The 21,436-nt window shown below is 47.4% G+C and carries 20 protein-coding genes; 11 read left to right on the top strand and 9 right to left on the bottom strand.

What is annotated here, in order from left to right; genetic code table 11:
• Positions 1–2: 2 nt before the first annotated feature.
• On the bottom strand, positions 3–2,849 hold the full coding sequence (locus tag GZ78_RS15695) for an LPS-assembly protein LptD (protein ID WP_034837809.1): 2,847 nt from the start codon (positions 2,847–2,849) through the stop codon (positions 3–5).
• Positions 2,850–3,637: 788 nt separating this feature from the next.
• Here GZ78_RS15695 and GZ78_RS15685 point away from each other — a divergent pair.
• The 5 genes from GZ78_RS15685 to djlA are packed head-to-tail and all read left to right on the top strand — an operon-like array spanning position 3,638 to position 6,846.
• Complete coding sequence (locus GZ78_RS15685) at positions 3,638–4,033, top strand: type II toxin-antitoxin system YafO family toxin (protein ID WP_034837802.1); 396 nt, start codon at positions 3,638–3,640, stop codon at positions 4,031–4,033.
• Positions 4,034–4,041: 8 nt separating this feature from the next.
• Positions 4,042–4,299 carry a hypothetical protein gene (locus GZ78_RS15680; RefSeq protein ID WP_051786230.1) on the top strand — a complete coding sequence of 86 codons (258 nt, stop codon included), beginning with the start codon at positions 4,042–4,044 and terminating at the stop codon, positions 4,297–4,299.
• Between the two features lie 23 nt (positions 4,300–4,322).
• Complete coding sequence (locus GZ78_RS15675; protein ID WP_236631584.1) at positions 4,323–5,360, top strand: aminoglycoside phosphotransferase family protein; 1,038 nt, start codon at positions 4,323–4,325, stop codon at positions 5,358–5,360.
• 5 nt (positions 5,361–5,365) lie between these two features.
• Positions 5,366–6,031, top strand: a complete 666-nt coding sequence (gene murU, locus GZ78_RS15670; RefSeq protein WP_330217621.1) for an N-acetylmuramate alpha-1-phosphate uridylyltransferase MurU — start codon at positions 5,366–5,368, stop codon at positions 6,029–6,031.
• A complete protein-coding gene (gene djlA, locus GZ78_RS15665) occupies positions 6,028–6,846 on the top strand; it encodes a co-chaperone DjlA (RefSeq protein ID WP_034837797.1) in 819 nt (272 codons plus the stop codon). The genes murU and djlA overlap by 4 nt, the downstream gene beginning before the upstream one ends.
• A 389-nt stretch (positions 6,847–7,235) precedes the next feature.
• Here djlA and GZ78_RS15655 read toward each other — a convergent pair whose 3' ends face one another.
• Entirely contained in the window at positions 7,236–8,135 is a 900-nt protein-coding gene (locus GZ78_RS15655; RefSeq protein WP_034837793.1) for a LysR family transcriptional regulator, read from the bottom strand.
• A gap of 134 nt (positions 8,136–8,269) precedes the next feature.
• Here GZ78_RS15655 and GZ78_RS15650 point away from each other — a divergent pair, with 134 nt between their 5' ends.
• Both GZ78_RS15650 and GZ78_RS15645 read left to right on the top strand, forming a co-directional pair.
• A complete protein-coding gene (locus GZ78_RS15650) occupies positions 8,270–9,196 on the top strand; it encodes a DMT family transporter (RefSeq protein ID WP_236631583.1) in 927 nt (308 codons plus the stop codon).
• Between the two features lie 394 nt (positions 9,197–9,590).
• Positions 9,591–11,006, top strand: a complete 1,416-nt coding sequence (locus GZ78_RS15645) for a hypothetical protein (protein ID WP_152558765.1) — start codon at positions 9,591–9,593, stop codon at positions 11,004–11,006.
• Between the two features lie 655 nt (positions 11,007–11,661).
• Here the strand turns inward: GZ78_RS15645 and GZ78_RS15640 are convergent.
• Positions 11,662–12,447 (bottom strand): SDR family oxidoreductase, encoded by a 786-nt coding sequence (locus GZ78_RS15640; RefSeq protein ID WP_034837788.1) that lies wholly within the window; start codon positions 12,445–12,447, stop codon positions 11,662–11,664.
• A gap of 71 nt (positions 12,448–12,518) precedes the next feature.
• Positions 12,519–13,625, bottom strand: a complete 1,107-nt coding sequence (gene zapE, locus GZ78_RS15635) for a cell division protein ZapE (protein WP_034837786.1) — start codon at positions 13,623–13,625, stop codon at positions 12,519–12,521.
• 284 nt (positions 13,626–13,909) lie between these two features.
• Here zapE and GZ78_RS15630 point away from each other — a divergent pair, with 284 nt between their 5' ends.
• On the top strand, positions 13,910–14,401 hold the full coding sequence (locus tag GZ78_RS15630; protein WP_051786227.1) for a YhcB family protein: 492 nt from the start codon (positions 13,910–13,912) through the stop codon (positions 14,399–14,401).
• A 259-nt stretch (positions 14,402–14,660) separates the two neighbouring features.
• Here the strand turns inward: GZ78_RS15630 and trxB are convergent, their stop codons facing one another.
• Positions 14,661–15,611, bottom strand: coding sequence for a thioredoxin-disulfide reductase (trxB, locus tag GZ78_RS15625; RefSeq protein WP_034837783.1), 951 nt, complete (start codon positions 15,609–15,611; stop codon positions 14,661–14,663).
• 203 nt (positions 15,612–15,814) lie between these two features.
• Between trxB and cysZ the strand changes: the two genes are divergently transcribed.
• Positions 15,815–16,546: a sulfate transporter CysZ gene (gene cysZ / locus GZ78_RS15620; RefSeq protein ID WP_034837781.1), complete on the top strand. Its 732-nt coding sequence runs from the start codon at positions 15,815–15,817 to the stop codon at positions 16,544–16,546.
• A 36-nt stretch (positions 16,547–16,582) separates the two neighbouring features.
• Here the strand turns inward: cysZ and GZ78_RS29530 are convergent, their stop codons facing one another.
• Positions 16,583–16,747: a hypothetical protein gene (locus GZ78_RS29530; RefSeq protein ID WP_161787404.1), complete on the bottom strand. Its 165-nt coding sequence runs from the start codon at positions 16,745–16,747 to the stop codon at positions 16,583–16,585.
• A gap of 186 nt (positions 16,748–16,933) precedes the next feature.
• On the opposite strand from GZ78_RS29530, the gene GZ78_RS15610 reads away from it, so the two are divergent.
• Positions 16,934–17,275: a histidine triad nucleotide-binding protein gene (locus GZ78_RS15610; protein ID WP_034837776.1), complete on the top strand. Its 342-nt coding sequence runs from the start codon at positions 16,934–16,936 to the stop codon at positions 17,273–17,275.
• A 57-nt stretch (positions 17,276–17,332) separates the two neighbouring features.
• Here GZ78_RS15610 and GZ78_RS15605 read toward each other — a convergent pair whose 3' ends face one another.
• Positions 17,333–17,743, bottom strand: a complete 411-nt coding sequence (locus GZ78_RS15605; RefSeq protein ID WP_034837773.1) for an OsmC family protein — start codon at positions 17,741–17,743, stop codon at positions 17,333–17,335.
• A 611-nt stretch (positions 17,744–18,354) separates the two neighbouring features.
• Here GZ78_RS15605 and crp point away from each other — a divergent pair.
• Positions 18,355–18,993, top strand: coding sequence for a cAMP-activated global transcriptional regulator CRP (gene crp, locus GZ78_RS15600; RefSeq protein WP_034837771.1), 639 nt, complete (start codon positions 18,355–18,357; stop codon positions 18,991–18,993).
• Between the two features lie 288 nt (positions 18,994–19,281).
• Here crp and soxC read toward each other — a convergent pair whose 3' ends face one another.
• Both soxC and GZ78_RS15590 read right to left on the bottom strand, forming a co-directional pair.
• A complete protein-coding gene (gene soxC / locus GZ78_RS15595; protein ID WP_051786226.1) occupies positions 19,282–20,463 on the bottom strand; it encodes a sulfite dehydrogenase in 1,182 nt (393 codons plus the stop codon).
• A 12-nt stretch (positions 20,464–20,475) separates the two neighbouring features.
• Entirely contained in the window at positions 20,476–21,084 is a 609-nt protein-coding gene (locus tag GZ78_RS15590) for a c-type cytochrome (RefSeq protein WP_081869884.1), read from the bottom strand.
• Positions 21,085–21,436 lie beyond the last annotated feature (352 nt).

The following is a 21,436-nucleotide window of genomic DNA, read 5'->3' as shown; positions in this document are numbered from 1 at the left end:
CATTACTTCTCGCGAGTCTCGTAACCTTGGATACCTTGCAAGTATTCCGTTCCGGAGCTACCAGTGATATTGCCCAGTCCACGCAAAATGAACTGGAAGAAAACACCGTTCTTCGGATCAGGGTGGTCGATATTATCATCTGTTTCGATCCATGAACGCCAGAAAAACCGGACCTGATAACAGCAACTGTTGTATTCGATACCAGCAAGACTCTCAAGGTTCCTTTTGTTGGTTAAATCATATTGCCAGCGACCCAGGCCCACCCAACTGGTGGTCATAGGGATCGGCCAGGCAAAAGAAAGGTCGGTCTGTTTCAGGTTGTTGTTGGCAGTTTCAAAGATAGGGCTTCCATCAGGGTTGGTACCGATCCGGATATTATGTCCATCTTTATTCTGGACATAGCGATCGACCTGGTCCCTGAAGCGCAAACCCATATTGACCGTTTTACGCTGCTCTGGTTGCCAGCGGTAGTACAGACCATAGTTGTCCAGGCGATTCTCGTTGGTATTCCAGGAGAAGTCCTGTCGCAGACTCATTGAACGGTTGAAATTGTAGATGAATTCCGAGGCCAGAGGCGAGGTTGAATCGGTCAGCTCACTTCTGAGCCTTTCATCCATCGCGTCATAGTTTTCATCAACATCTATGGGGGGTTTTCCTTCCTGTCCCAGGTTACTGGCAACGTAAACCCTGCGATCCTTAAAGTAGATAATCTGGCCTATGCCAAAGCGCATCCGCTCAAAACCATCATCTTCGATCAGGCGGGTGGTTACCCCAAGAGACAACTGATTGGCATCGCCAATGCGGTCATAACCACTGAAGCGGTTATCCAGCCAGAGTGAGCCATAGGTAAAGCCCAGGGCGGCGGTATCGAAGATCGGGTTGTACTCCTGATTTTCGACATAGGGCACATACAGGTATTTGGCTCTGGGCTCTAGTGTATGGGTAAAGTCAGTGCCGAACAGGTCGGTAAACCGCTCAAAGTAGAGCCCGCTGTCAAGACTGAAAGATGTGGCTGTGGTGTTTGGAGACTTGGTGAAGTCGCTATCGTTAAATGTCTGATTAATGTACGAGTTGCGAAGGTCTTCCATGACTTCCTGCTGGTTCAGGTTACTCAGGCTGTAGTTAACACTGCGAACCTTTACTTCCGGTGTCAGGAAACCCCAGATGGACTGCATCGGATAGCTGATGCCTGCCTGACCATAGACCCGGCCCCCTTCAGCTCGCTTGATGCCATAGCCATCATCATAAATGCTTTCCTTGATGTCCGGATCATTGAAATCCGGATGCTGGATCTCCCTGACATAGCGCCAGTCATCTGAGCGGCTGAACTGGGTGTAATCGGCCAGGTAGTTGACCTGCACTTGTTTACCTGCTTGCCAGTGGCCACTGAAAACCATTTGAGGCAGTTTGTTGTAAGGATCATCAGAGGTCTGGCTCATATTCTTGAATTGATGAGCATTCAGATTGAAGGTCCAGTTGTTATAGTCATTACCGCCCAGGTATTGAGTGCCCACCATCTGGTTCAGAGGGGCAGAGCTGGACAGGTTCAGGCTGGTACCAAAATCCTTGATGTAGTTCTTGTCACTGGCGTCAGCGTAATCCAGCTTAGCCGTCCAGCGTTCTGAAAATCGCTGGTTATATCGTACATTGGCCAACCAGCGTTCCTGATCGTAGTAAGGATTTTCGTCTTTCAGTTTGTCCTTATTGGTCAGCCCGGAAACCCCTATTTCTCCTTCACCACTTTCGTTCATGTAGCGAAGTTCATTTTCCAGCAGCAGACCTCGCTTGGACATAATGCGAGGAGTAATGGTGGCGTCGTAATTCGGGGCGATGTTCCAGTAATAAGGAAGGGTCAGGTCCAGCCCGTTATCACTGTCAGAGGCAATAGTGGGATACAGGAAGCCGGATTGACGACGGTCATCAATCGGGAAATACATGTACGGAGCGTAGAATATAGGCAACCCTTCGACTCTGATAACAGCATCTCGCGCGGTACCAAAACCGGTATTGGGGTCCAGGGTGACGTTTTTGCCTGTCAGCAGCCAGCTTTCATCACCAGGGCGGCAGGTAGTATAAGAGGCGTCGTCTAGTACCAGTGTGGAATCCTCATTACGAATAATCTCGTCGGAGTTTCCTCTGGCATGAGCTTCGTGCATGGCGTAACTGGCATTCTTGATAGATGCTCGACCTGTATCGAGCAGCATATCACCAGAATCACCGACCAGCAGGGTTCCAGGCTCACGGAAAACCACGTTACCTTCAAACTCTGCATAGTTGGTAGAGCGATTCATTCGGGCAGTATCGCTCTGGAGCTGGCGATTACCCTGTCTGACGGAAACATTCCCCGTCAGAGTGGCGACTTCATTCTGATCGTAGGAAGATTCATCTGACTCGGCAACAATGGGTGCCGCATCAGGGTTTCCTTTGAAATTCTTGCCAGGACGGGCAGGTTCTGAATAGTCACCAATACACCAGGGCGTCTCCTCATCAAGGGCTTTTTGCTCTTTTTCACTGAGCTGGGATTTGGGCACCCAGTCGAGCGTTTTTCTGAGGTTGGCACGGCTGTTACTGGTGGCAACCGTCACTGTTTGGCTGCTGGTTTTTTTGCGAGTTGCTTCTGTCACTGCCGGTGCTATAGGGCGTGGAGCCCGCTTCATGGCACCAGACTGCATGGGCTCGACGGAACACTGCCAGCCAGAACCGTCAGAGCTGGCTTTGCAGCTCCACTGATCATCAGGCGACAGTGTTGATTCGGCATAAACCTTGGCGGCCGGTTGGCTGGCAAGCAGCACAGTGGCAATAGCCAGAGGTAATGTCTTTGGTTTGAAAGGTAGAGGGTGTTTCTCCATGAGCTCAACTATCCCGGGCCGTTCTTATTACCATTGATCGACTGTTCTTTCCCTGTCTCCGGTATAAGTTGGAGTATGAGAAAACGGCATACCATGGTCGATGGCTGTTTAAATCTGCTCTGTCATGCCTGATACCTGCACAGAGAACCTTATCACCCATTCTGTCGCTGAAAGCAGCAACCTGTATAGCAGTGGTTCGGGCCTTGTGTGTGGTTGTCATGAACGTCAGCTGTTCCGAATGCATGAAAGTTCAGGTCAGTAGCTTGTCGAAGATCAACAAGCCTCTGAAAATCGTAGAGCGAACATCTGCTTTTTACCATGAAAAAAATGCCCTGCTGTGTGGAAATAAGAGGACAATGTTTCTGTTCATGATTTTTCGCAGCGGAGGATGATACCTGAATTCCCCTCTGAATAGTCTGCAAAATGGCGCTTCTTTTGATTTTTTTACCTTTCGCCTGAAGGCTTCTCGTTCCATGCCTTGTTCACAATTTATTACTGAGTTCGATCGCTCACACAGTGAACACACAACAGGGCCAGTTATCACTGTTACTAGTCTGTGTTACTCTGTCTTCCAGTGCAATAAATTTCATTACTTTGAATAATGAGAAAAAAACACGATGTTAAAACCAGTTATTATCATAAGAAAACTTAAAAAGACTACAAGTCTCTCCAAGACGAGTGAGTTTTCAATCTCTGAGATCAAAGCATCGGTTCGGAAAACAGCTCAGTCCATGTCTAATGCAACAAAGTATAAAGTAACAGAGTTTATTGAGGTGGAGTAAGAAAACATGGAAGTAAAGGTGTATTTGTCTTCTCATTTTAAGGAAAGCTGCCCAGAAGAGAAAATTGCTTCTATTGCCGCTGACTTCAAGGCCTATAAAATATCGGGAAGGAGACCTGACTATTTTGGAAGAGATGTTCCATTTGAGTTTCCAAACAGTGCATTGCAGGCAGAATTGCAGCACATACACCTTAAAGACAGTAGCTCAAGGAGCTGGAACCTGAAAAGCATATCATATGGAAAAACCAGTAATACAGCGTTAATCTATTGTACGGGCTTCTTTGATCGCAACAAATATCTTTTACTTGGGTTTCTTGAGAATGCCCATGAGACATATACCAATAATCGTCATTATCTACCGGGGTTAGCAGATATTGCTGAAGACTTCAGGTCACGATTCTAGGAAATTACATGAAAGTTGAGATCATTTTACAATGGGATTATGGGACGCCAATGCATGAGGGGCTTTATTATGTGGCTGTCAAACATGGAGAAGGTGCGGGCTTTCAAGAATTTGTAGAATGGAAAAATAAAAAATGGGAGCTAGCCAATGGCGGAGAAATAGTCGCTTTCATTGATATAGAAAGCCTTACCCGACAGCTTTCCATTCAATGGCCAATTCCCCGTCCCCCCGTCTCTAAAGGTTCTGAAGAATTCCAAGAGTTTTAGCTTTGAACAGGATGTAAAAACAAGTGACACCGTCTGCTCACGAACGCCTCCAGCAATTAAAACAATGGGCGCACAAGGCTTTAGCGCCGGGTCAAGAATTACCCGTCTGGGCAGCCCAGATGAGCCCGGTGGGTGGCGATGCCGGATTCAGAAACTACTATCGTTTGCAGGTTCCTGAAGGTTCATTACTGGCGGTAGATGCGCCCCCCGAAACTGAAGACTCCCGTGCTTTCGTCTCTATAGCCGGTTTACTCAAGGCGCAGGGTATTTGTGTGCCCGGTGTGCACTCTGTGGATTATCAGTCCGGCTTCATGCTGGTCGATGATTTGGGCGATACGCTTTTGCTTGAAGTCCTGAATGACAACAGTGCAGATGAGTTTTATAGAAAAGCACTGGATATCATTCTGCAAATCCAGAAGTGTGAGCCAGATACACTGCCACCTTATAGTCGCGAACTGTTGAGTACAGAGCTGGAACTTTATTCACGCTGGTTCCTTCAAGAGCTGTTGAGGCTGGATATTGATACGCCTTCCCGCAAGCAGCTGGATACATTGTTTGCACTCCTCACCGATTCTGCTCTGAAACAACCCAAAGGTGTCGTGCATCGAGATTTTCATTCCAGAAATCTGATGGTGCTTTCTGAGGGGAATCTGGGTGTTATCGATTTTCAGGGTGCTCTGCATGGTCCAGTATTGTACGACGCGGTTTCATTGCTGAAAGACTGCTATATCCGCTGGCCAAGGCACAAGGTGGAAAGCTGGTTGAGGGTCTTTATCAAGACGCACCCCCAGCTCAAGGATGTGAATTTTGATACTCGTCTTAAATGGTTTGACTGGATTGGATTGCAAAGGCACCTCAAGTGTCTCGGAATATTCTCCCGACTCTGGTTTCGTGATAAAAAACCGCAGTATCTGCCAGAAATTCCATTCACTTTTGCCTATGTGGTGGATGTCTGTGAGCGTTATGAAGAGCTGGCTTTCCATGCACAATGGCTCAAGCAGTCAGTAGCTCCGGTTCTTGACGATTGTATTGCGGCTACTCAAAAAGAGACAGCACAGTGAAAGTGATGATCCTGGCCGCCGGTCTGGGAACAAGACTCAGGCCACTGACTTTGGAAAAGCCAAAGCCACTGGTAGAAGTGGGTGGTAAGCCACTGATTGTTCATCATCTGGAAAAATTGTCAGAAAGTGGCTTCGAGGACATTGTTATTAACCATGCCTGGCTGGGAGAGAAGCTGGTATCGGCACTGGGAAAAGGGAGCCACTGGGGGCTGAATATTGAATACTCAGCTGAGTCTGAGCCTCTGGAAACCGGAGGAGGCGTGTTCAAGGCTTTGCCTTTGTTGGGTGATGATCCCTTCCTGTTGATTAATGGCGATGCCTATACCGATTATGCTTTCGACTCTTTGCCTGAATTATCAGAAGCGCTGGCTCATCTGGTACTGGTAGATAACCCCGAATTCAAGACAACAGGCGATTTTTCCCTGAATGAGCGCGGACTGGTACAGGCTAGTGGTCAGAACAAGCTGACTTTCAGTGGTTTAAGTGTACTGTCACCCGAACTCTTTGCAGAGTGTAAATCAGGCGCGTTCAAGCTGGCTCCCCTGTTGATTGGCGCGATGGCCTCGAGCAAAGTGACGGGCGAACATTATTCCGGACTCTGGACCGACGTCGGCACAGTTGAGCGGTTGCAGAGTCTGGAAGAGTATTTAAAGCAGAGCAGGGCAATATGACGGCAATTCTGATCGGTGTATTCATCGGTTTTGTGTTTGGAGGACCTTTTGGAGCACTTTTCGGTGGCATCCTGGGTGCCTGGATAAACCGGAATTATATTAATCCTAATGAACAAACCGGTGGCGGTGCCCGAGGGCACTTTAATCGTCAGCGGGCTCAGAGTGCGTTTTTCAAGGCGACCTTTCTGGTTATGGGGAGGCTGGCAAAGGCAGACGGGCGAGTCAGCGAGCATGAAATTGAAATGGCGTCAGCCATTATGAATGAAATGCGTTTGTCTCCTGATCAGCGTAAAGCGGCCATCAACCTTTTCAATCAGGGCAAGCAGCCTTCTGCTGATATTAGTGAAGCCCTGGCAGAGTTTCGCAGAGTGGCGGGCTCCAGCACACTGGTGCCTCTCTTTTTGGAAATACAGCTGCAGGCCGCTTATGCCGATGGCAGCCTCACTGCGGCTGAGCGAGCGGTGTTCAAGCATGTTTGTGATCAGCTGGGTGTGAGTCAGATCAGCTTTGAGTTGCTGCATAAGCGGTTTCAGGCTCAGAGAGCTTATTATCACGCTGGAGGTCAGCAGGGCGGTGGCTGGGCTCGTCCAGACAGTGGTCAGAGTCTTTCCAAAGCGTATGAAGTATTGGGTGTAGAGTCTTCGGCGACGGACAGTGAAGTGAAAAGAGCTTATAGAAAACTCATGAGTCAGCATCACCCTGATAAGCTGGTGGCTAAAGGCTTGCCTGAAGAGATGATGGAAGTAGCCAAGCAGAAAGCTCAGGAAATTCAGGTGGCCTATGAGCAGATTCGGGACCACAGAAAAAATAAATAACGGCTGGGAACTATTCTGCTAACAAGTGGACTAATGCCCCACTCAACCGCAGAGCATGGAGCGCCTATAGCAACGGATAGGAAGTTGTCCTTTTTACAAGAGATTCATCCATGTATATGGTTAGAAAACGTTTCATGTATTGGCATGTACCGTTCACTTCCAGAATTACCTTGAAAAGAGAGCGCGGAGAAGTTTACTGCTTCTTTCCTGCCTAGCTGGTTAAAAAATTTCCAAATGCTCTGAACTACATTGTCAGTCAGATTCATGATCCGGTCGCTAAAACCATTCGGGATCGTAAGGTGATACAGAGCTAAATTCGGGTTCAAGGTCTTGCTTTTGTACATTGATGAGGCGAGACCTTTTTCTCAGTTAAAAGAACATTTTCAGGATCATCTTCCCTCTTCAACGGTTCCAGCCTCTATTGTATTTTCAATAAAAGCAGCCAATGCAGGAGACACCCATCGATTGGCATTCCACACCATATAAAGTCCCAGTGATAATGTTTCGTCCTGCCAGTCCAGGCTGACCAGCTCGCCTCGCTGTAACTCTTCTGCCACAGACACTTCGCTGATAGCAGCAATACCCATCCCCATTTTCACACAGGCCTTGATCGCCTCAATACTGATGAACTCCATTTGTTGCTCTGGAATCACCCCTGAATTTTTTAGGACCGTTTCAAATACATTTCGATAACTGCAGCCAAGCTCGGTTAGCAGTAAAGGTTGTCCCTCAAGGTCTCTGGCCATGACCTTTTTCTTATGGGCGAGCTTATGCTCCGGGTCAGCCACTATCACTACTTTTTCCAGCCCGACCAGCCTCTTTTCTACGTGTGCCAGTGCGGCTTCTTTGTCCAGAAGAAAAGCCAGGTCTATCTGGTGGTTTGCTACCTGAGAAAGCAACTCCCTGACATTCAGGGAAGTAATATTGACCCGCACCTTTGGGTATTGTTCAGTGTATGCTTTCAAAATGCCCGGTAGACGATAGGTTAATACTGTTTCATACCCTGCCAGTGTTAAACGGCCGCTGACAATCTGGGTCTTTTTGACAGATTGTTCTGCCTCATCTCTTAAAGACACTATTCGATCAGCGTATTCTAATAACTGCTCGCCCGCTGAAGTGAGTACGACGCCCCGACCACTGCGGTCGAAAAGACGGACATCCAGTCGCTCTTCCAAAGACCGAATATGAGCCGTCACTGCTGACTGGACATAATGTAGCTGCCTGGCTGTTTCAGTGAAATTAAGGGTTCTGGCTGCCGTTCGAAATGTCTGTAGCTGTTTGAAATCCATCGCTATTTCCCTGTAGAATCAATTTTTATGATTTATGAAATCTTAATTATTCAATTTATATGATATCTAACTCTTGTCAGAATAGCTGGATCATCATTTCAGCAAGGGAGTAGGGAGTCATGATGGATCAGGGAATGGATAAACAACGTCTAAAAGGCACCCTTTGTGCATTGCTTTGTGTCTCATTATGGGCAGTGATCCCGGTGGTATCAAAGCTGGGTCAGACAACATTAGATCATCATCAGTTTTTATTCTGGTCCAGCCTGTTTTCATTCGTCATGGTGGCGGGTCTCTGTTTTGTTACCGGGAGCCTGAAGCACCTGAGAAATTACTCTGTTAAAGACTGGGGGCAAAGTACTGTTCTGGGTTTGCTGGGCACCTACCTCTATTTCCTGTTGCTCTACAAAGGCTATGCCGGTGGCAAGGGGATGGAAGTTTTAATTGTGCAATATACCTGGCCTATTTTCGTCGCTCTTCTGTCTGTCGTTATTCTTAGAGAGACGTTGAATGGACGCAAGATTCTCTCTCTGTTGCTGGGTTTTGCAGCCATCATTCTGATTTTGACCAAAGGTCAGTTGCAAGCCTTGTCATTGAATGATTCCTCGCTGTTGCTCTGGGTCATGGCTGGAGCAATTTGCTTTGCCCTGTTCTCAGTATTTAGCAAGCGGATTAAATTGGAAGCCAATAGTTTAATGCTGGTATTTTTCGGGGTAGCGACGCTGGCGTCTTTTATCTCCATGCTGGTGTTTTCTGAATTCATATTGCCTGATAGCAGAAGTCTGCTGATCGTGATCATCTCGGGTGTTTTAGTAAATGGTCTTTCAGATGTTCTGTGGCTATGGGCTTTGCGTCGGACCGAAGCTTCTTTTCTGGCGCCTTTTATTTTTCTGACTCCGTTGCTGTCAACGCTTTATATGCTGCTGATTTTTTCCGAGCAGTTTCTGCCTGTTTATGGTGTGAGCCTGGTTCTGATTATTTTCGCAGGTGTTATCAATACCTGCAGGCCGGGCTCGAACGAGGGAGGAAAAACGCCTCCAGGCAGTCAATTGCAAAAGCATTAAGTATTAGCGTTTCCACTGCCTGATCATCCCTTGCCTGGTTTAAAGATATAGCGGCTGAAGTTATTTAGCTGCTCGACCGTTGTTACGGGTACCATTTCAGTTTTTTCATCTTTCCCAATACCTTTTCCCAATACCTTTTCCCAATACCTTTTCCCAATACCTTTTCCCAATACCTTTTCCCAATACCTTTCTGAACGCTATAAACTTCTATCCCCTCCTGTTTCTTGCATGGTAGAGATTGGTCTGATTCAGCCGGTAGGACAGGGAGAGGTAGAAATAAATCGAAAGAAAGTTAACCGTTGTCAGTCTGACTAACTGTTCGGTTAATTCATAATTGAACGTGCGGTTGCTCTTGTTGTCCAAATGGCATAATTACTTTGCAAGGAAGATGCTCATGGACCGTACAGAATTCCAATTTAACGTTATCCCTCCGACTCTACCCACAATGAGTCAGGAACCTATAGAGGGCATGCCGCACTCTCCGGTAGCAACCGTAGAAGGTTCGCCGATTCAAGGGCTCAGAGAGCCGAGTTCTCTGACGGATAAGCCTTCAGCGTATGCTCCTGTAGCCGGTCATATAATGCCCTTGGCTGACAATGTAAATTCCCTGTCTCAAGTAAAACCCATGGCTAAGCCAAGGGCGCAGTATTTGTCTGCATCAGTATTGGATTTGAGTAGCCTGAATTCAGGTGGGGCTACTTTAAAAGAACATTCAGAAGTTACAAGGGACTGGTTTGACCGGACTTTAGCTACCCGAAAAGGGAAACGTGTCAAAAAAACTAAAGCCCCGCTTCGGGAAGAAGCTGCAAAAGTATTACCACGTTTAGATCCTCTGGATTTTCCTTCTAACTTCAAGACAGAAGTACCACTTGATGCTGCTGTCGTGGCGAAAATCGTACGCGATGGCATGCTCCCGGAATTTGCAGTTGAGGTGATCAGTCCGGTGGTTGCTCTTCTTGCAGGGGAACTGGCTGAACAACCTAAAAGTAAGGCCGTCGCGATGGATCAAAATGTCTTACACCGATTAAACGTAACAACATTGATGGCCAAGACAGCCGAAATGGTGAGCCTTGCATCGGTACCCCATAAGGAAAAGGTAACAGTGACTGGCAGGCAGAAGTTGGACTTCTCGTACACCACAGCCTTTGAAGGGGCGGCAAACGATTTGCGTGTAGCTTTGAGTCAACCTGCCCACCTGGCAGGAAAGTTAGGTGTCAAAAGCCTGAAGGAAGCCTGTTTTGATCGCAAGCTTTACAACCAGATGCGAGGCCTGTTGATGGATAAAACGGCTGAGATTATGGTGGAGCTTCTAGGTGAACTGAGGGATGATCCAGATGCTGATCCTGCAAGAAGGGATGCCATCAATCTCTACAGAAATATGTTGAAAGAATTCAGACGGTGCAATGCTCTTGCCATCAAGTCACCCATGGGCTGCAATATGATGATTGCAGTCTATCATGGACTTTTGAAATGGAGTAGTTATGTGGATGATCCGTTTATTCCGACTGGAGAAGTTATTGGAGATGCCACTCTGTTGTTTAACGGTATAGGAAACCTTTTGGAAGTGGACCCAAAGGCTAATAAGTTAGAAATGGCAGAGCTGCTGGAATGCATATTGATGGCCAGTATCAGTGGTGCAGATGTCAGAGGGTCAGTAGCCAGGTTCTCTAAAGCTTGTCCTTTGCTCTTAGAAAAAGCCGAAGCGCCTGTTTTCGGGAAAATAAGAATGAGAAGAGATTTTACACGGTTGTTAGAAGAAATTCGGCAAATGACTCATGGCTTTGATGATCCTTTGGATCCTGAGGCTTAAATTCACAAAGTAGCAATCCCGCCTCAGGGTGAGAAAGGGTTGTCTCAGCTTTGATTAGAAAGGTTTAAGGATTTGTCTTGAAATAACTTCCCGGTTAAAACATGAACTCCGTTCACCCTGAGCCTGTCGAAGAGTGGTGGCTCTGGGCTTCGACAGGCTCAGCCCGAACGGGGTCTGGTCAAATAAGAAAGTTATTTACGGACTATTCCTTAGTGGTGTCAGCTAAAAACTCATTTGAGATTTACTTATTTCTGCTTATGCTCAGCTAAGAGGCTGACCGAGAATAGACAGCCCGGCCTAAAATCCAGAAAGAACGGCCATCTTTTCCACTGAATTTTCTTAAATAGGTCAACTATTCGCACAAATTCAGTGAAAAAACTGACTCGTTCTACTGAATTTTATGCTCGGACGTTATTCTCGGTCAGCCTCCTAGGATTTCATCAACGCTTTTATCCATTTTCTCAATTTCACTCCAGCTGCGTTTATACAGAGCCGGAGACTCAAGAGTCAGTTTGTCCCAATCGGTTTTAATGGCATTCAGCGTTTTTATTTGGAGTGAGCTAAGAAACGTAGAAGATGATCTGGAAGGGCAGAAGCTACAAGAAGAAAGGTAGAGTCCCTGCTCACCCTGAAGGGCCGAGCAGGGGAGGGCTGATTAAAGCCCTTTCATTTTACCGCCGTCTACTGTCAGGCTGGTGCCTGTTATGTAGCTGGCAGCATCAGAAAGCAGGAACGCGGCTGCATTGGCAAATTCATCTGGTTTACCATAACGTCCCATCGGGATGGTTGATTCTGCAGCTTGCTGGACTTTGGCTGCAGAGGTTTCCCGGCGACCTGCCAGGAAAGTGTTCAGGGCGTCAATACGGTCGGTATGAATAGAGCCCGGGATCAGGTTATTAATACGAATGTTGTCTTCTGCCAGTTCGACGGACAGGCTTTTCACCAGGCTGGCCACACCTGAGCGCATCACGTTACTGAGCAGCAGGATATCTATAGGTTCTTTAATAGCTGAAGACGTCAGAGTCACTATACTGCCACCCTGAACTTTAAGAGCAGGCAGGGCTGCCCGGATCATTCTTACTGAGCTGAGTAATGTCTGTTCAAAAGCCGCTTGCCAGTCATTGTCTTCCAGCTCTTCGAAAAAACCCGGTGTTGGTCCACCGGCGTTAACCAGCAAACCATCAATTTTGCCAAAATCATTGAGGGTGTTATTAACCCAGTGCTGGATGGAGTCACCGTCTTTGGCATCAAATATATAGCCTCTGACTTCAGCACCGGTTTCGCTGCTGATAGTAGATGCTGCCTGGGCAATTCGATCTTCAGAACGGCTGGCAATGGACACCTGGGCGCCTTCGGCGGCCAGTCTGGAGGCAATGGCGTAGCCCAGTCCGGTACTGGCTCCAGCCACCATGAATACTTTTTCTTTTAGATTGAGATCCATTTTTTACTCTCAGGGTATAGGCCCGATTATGCATAGCTGTAGGTCTGGCTTGTTAAAGCCTGGCCCTGGTGTCATGAATGAATCGGGTCGTGAGGTTGCGACAGGTATTCTTTGGACTGCATTTCTTGTAGTCGGCTGATGGTGCGCTGAAACTCGAAGTTCAGCTTGCCACTGGTATACAGATCCAGCAATGGCGTTTCAGCTGTAAGAATCAGTTTAACGTTGCGATCGTAAAATTCATCCACCAGGTTGATGAACCGTCTGGCCTGATCGTCTTTTTTCTCACCCATCTGCGGTACGTTTTCCAGCAGCACTGTTTGATACAGGCAGGCCAGCTCAATGTAGTCATTCTGGCTTCTTGGACCATCACACAACGCCTCAAAAGCGAACCAGCCAATGTCTTCACACGTGCGTTCACTGTGGATAGTCCGGCCGGCAATTTCAATGATGTCTGTTTCCCGACAGTGACTGATATCCGGCGCCAGATCAGTAAACGTTTTTTGCAGGTGGGCCTCTGCTTCTGCTCCCAGAGGCGTAAAATAGGTTTCTGCTTTTTCAAGAAGGCGCAGGCGGTAGTCGGTACCACCATCCACATTAACGACGAGGGTATGTTCTTTCAATTGAGCAATGGCTGGCAGGAAGCGGGCTCGTTGCAGGCCATCTTTATACAGCTCGTCAGGCACTACGTTGGAGGTCGCCACCAGTGTGATTCCTTTCTGAAAGAGCTGTTCAAACAATCCGCCCAGTAGCATGGCGTCTGTGATATCAGAAACAAAGAACTCATCAAAACAGATCACCCGGGTTTCAGCAGCCAGTATTTCGGCCACTCGATCCAGAGGGTTTTTTTCTCCTGACAGTTTTTTTAGTTCACCATGAACCCAGCGCATAAAGTGATGAAAGTGCATGCGTTTTTTTTCAGGGAACGGTAAACAATCGTAAAAGGTGTCCATCAGATACGTTTTGCCCCGTCCAACTCCGCCCCAGAAATAAAGCCCGCGAACGGTGTTTGTTTCTTTGCTGGCAAATGGGTTGATGCGCTTGAGCAGAGAAGGGCGCGGAGCTTCCGTATTCAGCTGCTCAAAAAGATGCTGGAGGTGTTGAACCGCTTCTTCTTGTGCAGGGTCGTAGCTGAAGTTATCTTTCTTTAAGTCCTGCTGGTAACGAGATTCCGGGGTCATGCTAGTCGTTCAGTTGTTATTCGCTATGGGTATTATTAAGCGTTTTTCATCCCCACAGGCGACGAAAAGGTGGCTGCTTATCCAACTATCGGCCAGCATGAGAATAAGCCTGTTTCATTTCAGCAGGCCGGAAGAGGAAGGAGCACAATGTAACCTTCTGGCTAAAGCAGGGCAAGGAGTGTTTTGGCTCCCGATGTTACATAACCCCTCTATACTTTGCGCACAAAAGATTATAACTTTGACAGAAAATGGACGTGGAATATTCCACCAAATGAGGCGATGCTGTGGAAGATGTGAATGTACTTTGGTTTGTAGGCAGTTTGGCATTTCTGGCGGGTATGGCCGGTGGTGCACTTTTGTACCATCTGCTGGCAGGTCCCCGTTCAGATCGAGGCAAAATGGAAAACCAGCTGAAAGATCTGGAGGCTGACTTCAAACAATACCAGGACAGCGTAGCCGATCATTTCAATACCACGGCTCACCTGATCAATAAACTGACCGACAGCTATAAAGATGTCTATGAGCACATGGCCAGCGGTGCCGATGTTCTCTGTGAAGATGACAGAGTTAAAAATAAACTCAGTGACTCGCTGATCAGTAGCAGTGCATTGTTATCGGGGCAGATTCCTAAGCGTCGTACTGAGCGTACCAAACCGTTGGAGCAGCCACTGGATTATGCACCCAAGTCAGCGCCTGACGAAAAGGGTACCCTGTCTGAAGATTTCAGGGTAACTCCAGAAGCGGAAGAAGCAGTCAGTAATCAGAAAGCGTCCTGATCAACAAGTTGTCTGAAAGAGCCTGCTGAATTGCAGGCTTTTTTATGTCTGTTATTCAAGTTTTTTAAACAGCCATAAGCGAGAAATGGGGTTCACCTTGAAGCATGAAACTGGCTGCAGGGTCTGATAGAACTGCATTTTCATAGAAAAAAACAGTCACCGTCATAACGGTTTTATGAATAATGGGAAGCGATGGAATAGCGTGAGGCTGTAGAAAAGTATTAGAAGAAGAGAGCCCCGCATGAGCGGGGCCAGAATATCAGGACAGGGAGTCCAGATATTTTTCTGCATCCAGGGCAGCCATACAACCTGTGCCAGCAGAAGTGATGGCCTGACGGTAAACGTGATCCATAACGTCTCCCGCAGCAAATACACCTTCTTTGGACGTCAGGGTGGCATTACCTTCTGAACCACTGTTGACTGTGATGTAGCCATCTTTCATGTTCAGCTGGCCATCAAAGATACCGGTGTTTGGTGTGTGACCAATAGCGATGAAGCAACCTTCAGCTTGAATTTCACGGGTTTCGCCAGTGTTGATATCCTTGATGCGGACACCTGTCACGCCCATATCGTCACCCAGCACTTCGTCCAGGGTAGCGTCCAGGGCCAGTCTCATGTTGCCGTTCTCAACACGATCCATCATTTTGTCCTGCAGGATCTTTTCTGCACGGAAACCCTGGCGGCGGTGAATCAGAGTCACGGTTTTGGCGATGTTGGAAAGATACAGGGCTTCTTCAACAGCGGTGTTACCACCACCTACCACAACCACGTCCTTGTTCTTGTAAAAGAATCCGTCACAGGTTGCGCAAGCGGATACACCTTTACCTTTAAAGGCTTCTTCGCTGTCCAGACCCAGATAGCGGGCGCTGGCACCAGTACTGATAATGAGAGAGTCGCAAGTGTAAGTCTCACTGCCTTTCAGCGTGTAAGGCTTTTTACTCAGGTCGACTTCTTCAATATGATCAAAAATGATCTCGGTACCAAAGCGTTCTGCATGGACACGCATGTCTTCCATCAGACCGGGTCCTTGAAGACCTTCAGGGCCTCCTGGCCAGTTGTCCACATCAGTCGTGGTAGTCAACTGCCCGCCCTGTTGCATACCAGTAATCATAACCGGCTTCAGGTTAGCCCGGGCAGCGTAGACTGCAGCAGTGTAACCTGCTGGGCCGGAACCCAGAATCAGCAGCTGGACGTGCTTGGCTTCGCTCACATGTTACTCCTTGATCAGGAATGTCTGTCAGAGATATGAGTCATCTCTGGCAGTAAAGGATTCATAATTCGTTAAACTGTGTGAATAATAACGACTTGTGTTGATGAGAACCAGATTCTCTTCAGCGATTGACTTATATTCTCTATTCACCTGACTGCCATAGTTGCCAGCAGGTATATGAAATCATTAAAAGGAACAGTGCTATGCCAACGCCTGCGCCGGGAAGTGGACCCGGTTATTTTCTCAGGGGTTTATCTTATCTTCCGGATCCGGCTATTCGCTGGTTTGTATTGATTCCCCTGACCGTGAATATCCTGGTGTTCGGTTTCCTGATCTATTTTGGTCTTCAGCAAATGAACGGACTGATGGAGCAGTTGGTGAGCTGGTTGCCCAGCTGGCTGTCTTTTCTTGAGTTCCTGATCTGGCCGTTGTTATTTATGGCCATGCTGGGGGTTGTCTTCTTTACCTTTACCATTGTCGGTAATCTTATCGCAGCCCCTTTCAACGGTCTTCTTGCAGAAAAAATTCAGAATCTTCATGGTGCGACTGGTTTGCCCGAGTATGAGCTGAAAGACTGGCTGACCCTGTTGCCGAGAACCATAGGCCGGGAGGTGAGAAAGTTGACGTACTACCTGCCCAAGGCGGTGCTTCTGTTGATTCTCTCATTTGTTCCGGTGGTGAATCTGATTACCCCGGTGCTCTGGTTTCTGTTCAATAGTTGGATGATGTCGATCCAGTACTGTGATTATGCGGCGGACAATAGAGGAGTGTCGTTTAATGATATGCTGGATCGTTTGAAGCAGGACAGAAACTACGTTTGGGGGTTTGGGGCAACAGTAACGCTGGTTATGCTGATCCCTCTCATCAATTTATTGATCATGCCAGCTGCTGTCATTGGTTCAACGTTACTCTGGGAAGATAGAATAGAGTCCTGATTTGTTCCTCATTACAACAGATCAGAGTATCGTCCTTTAAACCCCATATGGGTTATCAATGGCGTATTGCCATACGCCATTGTTTTTCTGCAGTACTTCCAAAGCGTTGTATTCCTGCTCTTCTCCAGCCTCGTTGGTCATTTTCCAGACCAGCTTGATCAGGGCGTCGGCAAAGGCCTGATGAATGTCTTCCGGGTTCATGATGATCTCTGTTGAGGGGGGGATCGTTCGTTCGGTTTTTTGGATTCTGCCCAATAGAGCGCTTCAAAACAAACTGTCCCGGAGTGTGTTCAATAATATATGGGTTCGATCTGAAGCCTTTCGGGCTAAAGGATCTGGTGTTAGGCTTAGGCCAGCTTTTCGACTTAAAGGCTTGGAGGTAAATCAATGAGCTGTCTTTTCTGCAAGATGGTGGAGGGGGATATCCCTGTCGACAAGGTCTATGAAGACGACGATGTTCTTTCATTCAGGGACATTAATCCTCAGGGGCCAGTCCATATTCAGGTCATTCCCAAAAAGCACATTGCAACCCTGAATGATGCAGTTCCAGAAGATCAGGCCGTACTGGGAAAAATGGCGCTGGTGGCCAGTCAGATTGCGAAAGAAGAAGGTTTTGCTGAAGACGGCTACAGAACGGTGATGAACTGCAACAGCCATGGTTGTCAGTCGGTGTATCATATCCACCTTCATCTGATCGGTGGCCGCCAGATGAGTTGGCCTCCAGGCTGACAGGTAGCGCTTAAGGCAAGCGGGGTGATAACACACACCCCGATTTTCAAAACCTGTTCAGGCTTCAATAATTTCGTAGTTGTGGGTGATTTCTACGCCACCTTTACCCAGCATCATGGCTACGGAGCAATATTTGTCAGCAGACAATTCTACTGCACGTTTAACATGAGCTTCTTTAATGGCTGTACCTTTGACGACAAAATTCAGGTGAATTTTGGTGAAGACCGCAGGTACGCTGTCGGCACGTTCAGCCTGTATGTCGACGTGGCAGTCCACTACTTTTTGGCGAGCCTTTTCCAGAATACCGATCACATCAACAGATGAACAGCCACCGAGGCCCATCAGAATCAGTTCCATCGGGCTGGGTGCGGATTTAACGCTTTTATCGGCGTCCATAACAACAGAATTGTTACTGTCAGTCAGTCCCAGAAAGCGTTCCTGATCCACCCATTTGACTTGTGCTTTCATACCGCGTGTTTCCTTTCTTGAAGATGGCTCTCATTGCATTACTCACAAATGGCCGAAGCTCTGTGGGTTGTTTGTCATGAGAGTTGGCAGATAAATAAAGCCGCTATCTTACATCAGCAGGGGGATTGTGCGCTAACTGGAGCTGCGCAGTGATACTCACTTGGAGGAGTGTCACTCACATGACAACTGTGCTTTATTTTTTACCACTCTTCTTACTGAGCTGTGGATTAGCTCTCAAAAATGCCAACTCTTTCCTGTATTAACGAAATGAAACTAAAGTGCATAGTGTTTACCTTTCGTTGATCTGTTATCGTTGGTTCAGATTGCTATTTTTGGAAGTGCTTGGCAGAGAAAAAAGTCAGTGTTTCCAATGACATCCGTAGTTCGTTCCTTCTATAAGAGGGATAGCGTCACGGTGGATGAACAGGTCGAAGAGTATTCGAAAAAGGATACTTCGGTCACTGTCTGGGACTGAGCAGGCTCTACACGGCTATGAGCTATGAGCTATGAGCAATGGGGAATGGATCATCTTCATTCAGGTGAAGCATTTTTCAGGAAAATAATAACAGTATGTACAGACAGGAAAAATCAGCCGGGGAGTAGTAGTGACAATGCTGACGATAACCACACCAAAACCAAAAACCAGTTTGGACAGACTGCTGTCGGTAGCAAGACGCAGAACCTATCGGGCAAAAAGCACCATACTGTGTGCGGGAGATACCTCAGAGTCACTCTATTATATCGTTAAAGGTACGGTTGCCATTGTCATTGAAGATGACGAAGGTCGAGAGATGATTGTAACTTACCTGAACACCGGCGAGTATTTTGGTGAAATGGGTTTGTTCGAAGGGGATCATTCTGAGCGCAGTGCCTGGGTAAAGGCCAAAGGCCCCTGTGAAGTTGCTGAAATCAGTTATGAACAGTTTCGCGGTCTGATTCGGGAAGAACCCGAGTTATTGCTGTCACTGTCCGGTCAGCTGGTCAGTCGTCTCAAGGACACTACCCGCAAAGTCGGTGATCTGGCATTTCTGGATGTGACCGGCAGGGTAGCCAGAACGTTACTGGATCTATCAAAGCAACCCGATGCCATGACTCATCCTGATGGCATGCAAATCAAGATTACACGACAAGAAATTGGCCGAATTGTTGGGTGTTCCCGGGAAATGGTCGGCCGTGTATTAAAAAATCTGGAGGCTCAGGGGTTGGTCTCGGTGAAGGGTAAAACCATGGTGGTATTTGGTACTCGCTAAAATCTCTGAACAGTTAACAGTAGCCAATTTTAAAGGGACATACTGTGAATTGAGAAGTTATAATAACAATCTCATTTGAAAGTCCGGTTATTCTCATTGGCCGGACAGTTCGGAACTCATTTTGATAAACGACGCTCTCTTGATCGTTTTTACGCTGAATGCATTTTTACCCGTCACTTCATAGGAACTTTCCTTGAATCGTGGGCGGAAGAGTCAAAGTGGGTCACAACTTCGCTATTTTTCATCGAAAAACTAAATGAAAAATTATATGTTTATTAAGAAGTCCGGTCAGGCGACAATTTCATAATAAATACGGCCATCGCTCTTTACTCGCCAGCCCAATACTCCATTATTGTGATAGCGAAGTGAGCCAATCCCTCTGGCTGCTATCAATGTCTGCACCATAGGCTGGGTGTATCCAGCATCATCTGTAGCTCTGCTTAATAGCAGCGTCTCATTGCCATTCCATTGCCAGGGTATGTTGAAGCGTGTGTGGGCCTGACTCAGAACGGGCCCCTGAAGCTGAGTGGGTAGCCAGTGACTACCGCCGTCTGTGCTAACTTCTACTTTTTTGATTTTTCCCCGACCACTCCAGGCCAGTCCCCGGATTTCATGCCAGCCTTTTTCAATCTGATGAGGGTAGGTGGGAGCAGTTATCACGGAACGGGCATCCATGATCATGCTGAATTGACGTACGCTGCCGTCTTTTAGCGGATCTGTGTATTTGACGGTTTCCTCCCGGGTCATCCAGGGTTGATCCCCCACTTCCAGACGGCGTAGCCATTTGACGCAACTGCTGCCTTCCCAGCCTGGCAGAAGGAGTCTTAAGGGATACCCTTGTTCAGGCCGAATAGCTTCTCCGTTCTGAGCGTAGGCAATGATGGCGTCATCCATGGCCTTTTCGACAGGAATACTACGGGTTAACAATGCCGCATCTTCTCCTTCCGCCAGTAGCCAGTTAGCATTTTTTCTTAATCCGGTTTCACGTAGCAGCGTGGATAACCTTACTCCTGTCCATTCACTCTGACTGGTCATCCCGGCTACTTGTTGCAGCGATGTTTCCGGTCCCTTTTTGAAATAGTCCTGACAATTACCGGCACACTCTATAAAGCAAATCCGGGAGACTGACGGAAAACGTTTCAGATCGTTGATTGATAATTTAAGAGGCTTATCTACCAGACCATGAATATAGAGGTAGTGCTGTTCTGGATTGATGTCAGGAATGCCTGAGTGATGTCGTTCAAAGTGAAGGTCAGATGGGGTAATGATGCCATGCAGGTCCTGCAGTGGAGTGAGTCCATGGGTTTGCATCTGCCCATAAAGAGTTTTCTGAGGGTTTTCGTAGGAAGAACGAGTGCCTGTTGTGCTTGCAGGAGGGCCAGGAAAGCGTGTTTCCGCGAGGCTCTGGTTCACAAGCAGTGACGTGGTACCCAGAGCGGTCATGTTTTTGAGAAAATGTCTTCGCTTCATTTTGCTCTCTCGTTAAAGAACCTGGCCACTTCTGGTTCGGTTATCGTTTTTGAATCGGTGATGAGCTGGCATGGTGATGGCAGGCAGAGTGTCTGAGTTCAAAACCCTGTCTTCAGGAATGATCTTGTTCAGGTAGAGCAGATAGGCGGTCAGACTATAGGTTTCATCATCGGTCAGACTGCCTGGCTGTGTGTATGGCATGGTTCTACGAATATAATCGAACAGAGTGGTCGCGTAAGGCCAATAGTTGCCAATGGTTTTTTTGGGTGCGTCTTTTTCAGCAAAAGGAAATATGCCGTCTTTTAAAGTACCCACCAGTTTGTCATTGATGCCGCCTTCTCCTTCAAGCCCATGGCACTGCTGGCATTTAAGTTCATAGATGGACTTCCCTTCTCTGGCTGAACCCTGCCCCTTGGGTAATCCTTTGCCATCAGGTCTGATGTCTGTGTCCAGTGCCGCAAGTTCGGCCTCGGTGGGGGAGGTGCCCAGTCCAAAAGATTCGGGGTGCTCATGCAGTGAACTTCCTTCCTGTGAGTCAGCAAAAGCAGGACGACAGAAAAAGAAAATGATTACCACCAAGCCTAACGCTGTTTTTGCACTACGGCAGAGCTGGACTGACATAATTGAATTCCGGAAAAACAAACCTCAAAGAATAGCTGGATTTCCTCTTCTGTCGTTCGAACCTTGCCAGCAATGTATACCCATCGCCTTTCAAGATGCTACGTTGTTGCCAGCGTTCGCTCACCCTGACCACCTACTACTTGTAGGCTCACAGGGCTTCGCTCACTTGTCGCCTAGTAGCATCTTGAATTCACTTGGGTATATGTAGTCTTCAATAACCCCTGGTATTCATTCATGGGGCTATTGGTGATTGTGCCTGCTGCTTATTGCTGGTGGGTAGGGAAAAACATAACAGATGGGAATGTTAAATAGGCTTTTTGGAACAAAACCGTAAAAAGATTGTTTTTTCAGT

Source organism: Endozoicomonas numazuensis (assembly GCF_000722635.1).
Lineage (GTDB): Bacteria > Pseudomonadota > Gammaproteobacteria > Pseudomonadales > Endozoicomonadaceae > Endozoicomonas_A > Endozoicomonas_A numazuensis.
Note: the sequence above shows the minus strand (reverse complement) of the source record. Positions and strands in the feature narration are given on the sequence as shown.